Annotated in this window: 4 protein-coding genes; 3 read left to right on the top strand and 1 reads right to left on the bottom strand. The window is 74.4% G+C overall.

Going from position 1 to position 6,358, the window contains the following annotated elements; genetic code table 11:
• Both BD833_RS21965 and BD833_RS21960 read left to right on the top strand, forming a co-directional pair.
• Window positions 1-753 (top strand): ABC transporter ATP-binding protein (locus BD833_RS21965; protein ID WP_166535292.1); only part of this gene is annotated, 753 nt, incomplete at its 5' end.
• A gap of 53 nt (window positions 754-806) precedes the next feature.
• The gene (locus BD833_RS21960; protein ID WP_166535291.1) at window positions 807-1,505 is read left to right on the top strand and encodes a hypothetical protein; all 699 of its coding nucleotides are present in this window, start codon (window positions 807-809) and stop codon (window positions 1,503-1,505) included.
• Between the two features lie 12 nt (window positions 1,506-1,517).
• Here the strand turns inward: BD833_RS21960 and ileS are convergent, their stop codons facing one another.
• Window positions 1,518-4,682 carry an isoleucine--tRNA ligase gene (ileS, locus tag BD833_RS21955; protein WP_243737883.1) on the bottom strand — a complete coding sequence of 1,055 codons (3,165 nt, stop codon included), beginning with the start codon at window positions 4,680-4,682 and terminating at the stop codon, window positions 1,518-1,520.
• A gap of 119 nt (window positions 4,683-4,801) precedes the next feature.
• Here ileS and BD833_RS21950 point away from each other — a divergent pair, with 119 nt between their 5' ends.
• Window positions 4,802-6,313 carry a potassium/proton antiporter gene (locus BD833_RS21950; protein ID WP_166535290.1) on the top strand — a complete coding sequence of 504 codons (1,512 nt, stop codon included), beginning with the start codon at window positions 4,802-4,804 and terminating at the stop codon, window positions 6,311-6,313.
• Window positions 6,314-6,358: the final 45 nt, after the last annotated feature.

The raw sequence follows: 6,358 nt of genomic DNA, 5'->3' as shown, positions 1-6,358 counted from the left end.
AAGATCCTGGACCTGGAGCCGTACCTGGACCGCAAGCCCAAGGCGTTGTCGGGTGGGCAGCGGCAGCGGGTGGCGATGGGGCGGGCGATCGTGCGTCAGCCGCAGGTGTTCCTGATGGACGAGCCGCTGTCCAACCTCGACGCCAAGCTGCGCGTGCAGACCCGCACCGAGATCGCGGCGTTGCAGCGACGGCTCGGGGTGACCACCGTCTACGTCACCCACGACCAGGTCGAGGCCATGACCATGGGCGACCGGGTCGCGGTGCTGAGCGAAGGCGTGCTGCAGCAGGTGGACACCCCCCGCAACCTCTACGACCGGCCGGCCAACGTCTTCGTCGCGGGCTTCATCGGCTCCCCGGCCATGAACCTGCTGACGGTGCCGGTCACCGAGGCCGGCGCGGTCGTCGCCGGCCACACCCTGCCCCTGCCGGCGGAGGCGCTGGCGGCGCTGGCCCAGGAGGGCAGCCGGACGGCGACGCTGGGGTTCCGGCCCGAGTCGGTGGAGTTCGTCGGCGCCGGCCAGGGCATCCCGGTGGAGGTGCTCATCGTGGAGGAGCTGGGCTCCGACGCCTTCGCCTACGGCCGGCTGGCCGCCGAGGCGGGGGTCGAGGCCGAGTCCGACCAGCTCATCCTGCGGGCCGACGCGCGCCGGCCGCCCATGAAGGGCGAGGTGGTGCACGTGACCGTCCGCCCGGGTGAGGCGCACGTGTTCTCCCCGCAGTCGGGCCTGCGGGTCTCGCCGGTCCAGGGCTGAACCGGGAGCGTGCCGCTGGGCGGCGGGAGGCGCCGGGGCCTACAGTCCTCCGCGTGATCATGGGTGCCGCGGGGCTGGTGCTCCTGGGCGCCGGGCTGCTGGCCACCGGCCTCCTGACCGGGGTGACCGCCTGGTACTGGGCCTGCATCGTCGCGTGTGCCGGGGCAGCGATCCTGATCGTGCTGGCCCGTCGCTCGCTGAGCCGCTCCCGCGCGCCCGGTGCCACGGATCCCGCCGGTGCCAGGGAGCCCACCCGTGCCGCCCAGCCGCCGGCGCCCGCGGGTGCCGGGCCGACGACGCGGGTCGCCGACCCGGCCGACGACCTCGGAACGCCGGCGCCGCACGCCGCGCCGGCGCCCGAGGTCGCACCGGCGTCGGCGGCTGCGGCGTCGGCGGGGGAGACGTCCGGCGGCGCGACCGCGGTGGGCGCGGCGGCCACGAGCGCGGCGCGGGCGGTGACGCAGGAGGACGACCCCGACGAGCCGCCGCTCGAGGAGGTCGAGGTCACCGACCTGCTCGTCGTCCTGGATCTCACCGACGAGGTGCTGGTCGTCGACGAGCACCCGCGCTACCACCTGGGCGGGTGCCCGCACCTCGAGGGACACGGCACCATCCCGCTGCCGCTGGACGAGGCCCGCGCCGACGGCTTCACCCCGTGCGGCACCTGCCGGCCGGACCGGACCCTCGCCGCTCGGGCCAGGGCCCGCCGCAGCGACGCCGGCGACGGCGGGCCGCCGGCGTCCTCCGGCTAGGCCTCGCGACAGCTAGGCCTTGGCCACCCAGAACCGCGAGCCCTCGGGCCCTTCGACGCCTTCGCCCTGCCCGGCGGTGCCCGCGTGCACCCCGACGGCCAGCACCTCACCGGCCAGCTGCTCGGCGTGCTCGGTCAGGGCCTGCGCCATGGCGCCGTCGGCGGTCCACCACAGCTCGATGCGGTCGCTGACCTCCAGACCGCTGTTCTTGCGGGCCTCCTGCACCAGGCGCACCGCCTCGCGGACCAGCCCGGCGCGCTCCAGCTCCGGGGTGAGCGTCAGGTCCAGCGCCACGGTCAGGCCGCTCGCGCTGGCCACGGTCCAGCCCTCGCGCGGGGTCTCGGTGATGATCAGATCGCCCTCCTCGAGGGGGACCGGGGCGCCGTCGACCTCGACGGTCGCCGAGCCGGTGCGGTAGGCCGCCACCAGGGCCGGTGCATCGGCGGCGGCAACCGCCTTCGCCACGGCCTGCACCTGCTTGCCCAGCCGCCGGCCGACCGCGCGGAAGTCGATCTTCACGCTCACGTCGACCAGGTCGCCACCGACCGCCGCGAGCTCCAGGACCTCCGCGACGTTGAGCTCGTCGGCGACCTCGGCCACCAGGTCGCGCGGCAGCGCGCTCCACCCGGGCGCGGCGACGACGGCGCGGGCCAGCGGCTGCCGGGTGCGGGTCTTCGCCGCCGTGCGGGCCGAGCGGCCGAGCTCGACCAGCCGGCGGACCAGCGCCATCTGCTCGACCAGCCGGTCGTCCAGCGCGGCCTGGTCCACCTGCGGCCAGGAGGCCAGGTGCACCGAGTCGACGGCGGCGTCCCCGGCCAGGCCCGGGACGACCGCCTTCGCCCACACCTCGTCGGTGACGAACGGCGTGAACGGCGCCATCAGCCGGGTCAGGCCGTCGAGCACCTCGTGCAGCGTGGCCAGCGCGGAGGCGTCGCCGTCCCAGAAGCGGCGGCGCGACCGGCGGACGTACCAGTTGGACAGGTCGTCGACGAACTGCGCGATCAGCCGGCCGGCGCCCTGGGTGTCGAACTGCTCGAGCGCCGCGGTGACGTCGCGGGTGACCGCGGCCAGCTCCGCCAGCGCCCAGCGGTCCAGCAGCGGCCGTTCGCCGCGGGCCGGCGCGGGGGCCGACGCCGGGTCCCAGCCGTTGCTCTCGGCGTAGAGCGTGAAGAAGCTCGCGGTGTTCCAGTAGGTCAGCAGGACCTTGCGGACCACCTCGGACAGCGTCTCGTGACCGACCCGGCGGGCCGACCACGGCGAGCCGCCGGCCAGCATGAACCAGCGGACGGCGTCGGCGCCGTGCCGGTCCATGAGCGGGATGGGCTCCAGGATGTTGCCCAGGTGCTTGCTCATCTTCCGGCCGTCCTCGGCCAGGATGTGGCCCAGGCAGAGCACGTTCTCGTAGGAGCTCTGCTCGAACACCAGCGTGCCGACGGCCATGAGCGTGTAGAACCAGCCGCGGGTCTGGTCGATCGCCTCGGCGATGAACTGCGCCGGGTAGGCGGCCTGGAACTGCTCCTGGTTGCGGTGCGGCGCGCCCCACTGGGCGAACGGCATCGACCCGGAGTCGTACCAGGCGTCGATGACCTGGCGGACCCGCCGGTAGGTGCCCTCCTCGCCGGGCCGCGTGAAGGTGACCTCGTCGATGAAGGGCCGGTGCGGGTCGAGGTCGGACAGGTCGCGCCCGGTCAGCTCCGACAGCTCGGCCAGCGAGCCGACGGCGACCATCCGCGCCGGGTCGGCGTCGTTGCGCCAGATCGGCAGCGGGGTGCCCCAGTACCGGTCGCGGGACAGCGCCCAGTCGACGTTGTTGGTCAGCCAGTCGCCGTAGCGGCCGTTCTTGATGCTCTCCGGGTACCAGTTGGTCTTCTCGTTCTCGGCGAGCAGCTGGTCCTTGATCTGGCTGGTGCGGATGTACCAGGACGGCTGGGCGTAGTACATCAGCGGCGTGTGGCAGCGCCAGCAGTGCGGATAGCTGTGCTCGTACCGGATCTCGCGGAACAGCACGCCGCGGTTCTGCAGGTCCTGCACCAGCGTCGGGTCGGCGGCCTTGAAGAAGTGCCCACCGACCAGCGGGACGTCGGCGGTGAAGTGCCCGGTCGGGTCGATCGGGTTGACCACCGGCAGGCCGTACCCGCGGCAGACGGCGAGGTCGTCGGCGCCGAACGCGGGGGACTGGTGCACCAGCCCGGTGCCGTCGTCGGTGGTGACGTAGTCGGCGAGGACGACGAAGTGCGCGTCCCCCTCGGGGAACTCGACCAGCTCGAACGGCCGCTGGTAGTGGGTGCGCTCCCAGTCCCGCCCCGGGGCGCGGCCGAGCACCTCGGCGTCCTCGCCGAGGACCGCGGCCAGGAGCGGCTCCGCGACCACGACCGGGACGTCGTCGGAGCCGGCGGGGCGGGCGACGACGTAGGTCACGTCGGGGTGGACGGCGACGGCGGTGTTGCTGGGCAGCGTCCACGGCGTCGTCGTCCAGATCAGCAGGTCGGCCTGGCCGGCCCACTCGCCGTCGGTGATGGGCAGCCGGACGTAGACCGACGGGTCGGTGATCGTCTCGTACCCCTGGGCGACCTCGTGGTCGGAGAGCCCGGTGCCGCAGCGCGGGCAGTAGGGCGCCACCCGGTGGTCCTCGACGAGCAGGCCCTTGTCGAAGACCTGCTTGAGCGACCACCAGACGCTCTCGATGTAGGCCGGGTCCATCGTCCAGTAGGCGGTGGACATGTCCACCCAGTAGCCCATCCGGTGGGTCAGCTCGGTGAACGCGTCGACGTGCCGCTCGACCGAGGCGCGGCAGCGGGCGTTGAACTCGGCGATGCCGTAGCGCTCGATGTCGGGCTTGCCGGCGAAGCCCAGCTCCTGCTCCACGGCGATCTCGACCGGCAGGCCGTGGCAGTCCCAGCCGGCCCGGCGGGGCACGGAGAAGCCCTGCATGGTCTTGAACCGGGGGAAGACGTCTTTGAACGCCCGCGCCTCGATGTGGTGCGTGCCCGGCCGGCCGTTGGCCGTCGGCGGGCCCTCGTAGAAGTTCCACTGCGGGCGGCCGGCCGAGGCCTCCAGCGAGCGGTCGAAGACCTTCTCGGTCTCCCAGCGCTCCAGGATGCGGTGCTCCAGGGCGGGCAGGTCGACCTGCGGGGGCAGCGCGGCGAAGGGGCCGTGGGGGGCACTCACGCTCCCCATTCTCCCCGAACGGGCAAACGGCTTCGCCGGTGCGTCCCGGCCGCGCGACCCGCCGGGCCCCGGCGGCCCGGCCGGCCCGTTCCCGCCGTACGGGAGACTGCCCCCATGGGGCGCCAGCGGTGAACACGACGGTCACCGTCGCGCTCGCCATCGGCGCCGTCGTCGTGCTGCTGGCGGCGGTCGCCCTGCGCCTGGCCGACCGCCTCGGGCTGCCGAGCCTCCTGCTGTACCTGGCTATCGGCGTGGTCCTCGGCGAGAGCGGCCTCGGCGTGCAGTTCGAGGACTACTCGCTCGCCCAGACCCTCGGCGTCGCCGCGCTGCTGGTGATCCTCGCCGAGGGCGGGCTCACCACCCGGTGGGCCGACGTGCGGCGGGCCGTGGGCCCCGGCCTGACCCTGGCCACGCTCGGCGTCGTGGTGAGCATCGGGGTCACCGCCGGGGTGACGGTGGCGCTGCTCGGTTGGTCGTGGGGGTTCGCCCTCCTGGTGGCCGCGGTCATCAGCTCCACCGACGCGGCCGCGGTGTTCGCCACGCTGCGCCGGCTGCCCCTCCCGCGCCGGGTCGCCGCGTCCCTGGAGGCCGAGAGCGGGCTCAACGACGCGCCGGTGATCCTGCTGGTCGTCGTGCTCTCCGACGTGCTCACCGACGGCGCGACCGGGCCGTGGTGGATCGTGCCGCTGGAGGTGCTCGCCGAGCTGGCCGGTGGCGCGGCGTTCGGGCTGGCCGTCGGGTTTGGCGGTGCGGCGCTGCTGCGGCGGGTCGCCCTCCCGTTGTCGGGGTTCTACCCGCTGGCCACCCTCGCCCTCTGCGTGCTCGCGTTCGCCGGCGCCTCGCTGGCGCACACCTCCGGGTTCGTGGCCGTCTACCTCTGCGGGCTGGTGCTGGGGAACGCCACGCTGCCGCACCGAACGGCGAGCATCGGGTTCGCCGAGGGGATGGCCTCGCTCGCCCAGATCGGGCTGTTCGTCATGCTCGGGCTGCTGGTCTCCCCGTCCCGGCTGCCGGAGGCGGTCGGGCCCGCGCTGCTGGTGGGCGGGGCGCTGCTGCTGCTCGCCCGTCCGCTGTCGGTGGCGGCCAGCCTCGCCTGGTTCCGGTTCCCGATGCGCCAGCAGGTGTTCATGTCGTGGGCGGGGCTGCGCGGCGCCGTCCCGATCGTCGTGGCCACGTTCCCGTTGACCGCCCGGGTGCCGGGGGCGCAGATCGTCTTCGACACCGTGTTCGTGCTGGTCGTGGTCTTCACCCTCGTGCAGGGCTGGTCGCTGCCCTGGGTGGCACGGCGGCTGGGGATCGCCGCGCCGGTGGCGCCGCGGGAGATCCAGGTGGAGGCCGCGCCGCTGGAGGAGCTCGACGCGGAGCTGATGCAGATGACCGTGCCCGAGGGCTCCCGGCTGCACGGCGTCTACCTGCCGGAGCTGCGGCTGCCCGAGGACGCCGCCGTCGTGCTCATCGTCCGCGACGGCCGGGCGTTCGTCCCGGACAAGAACACCCGCCTCATGCGGGGTGACCAGGCGCTGCTGGTCTCGGCGCGGCGGTCCAGACCCGAGGCGGAGCGGCGGTTGCGCGCGGTCAGCCGGGCCGGCCGGCTGGCCAGCTGGCGCGGCGAGTCAGGCCGGCCCGACGACACGGATTGACCGCCGGGGCTCCGGCGGGCACCTGCCCGGCGACGGTGGCGGCGG

Origin of the sequence: Blastococcus xanthinilyticus (genome assembly GCF_008124835.1) — a bacterium.
GTDB classification, from domain to species: domain Bacteria; phylum Actinomycetota; class Actinomycetes; order Mycobacteriales; family Geodermatophilaceae; genus Blastococcus; species Blastococcus xanthinilyticus.
Note: the sequence above shows the minus strand (reverse complement) of the source record. Positions and strands in the feature narration are given on the sequence as shown.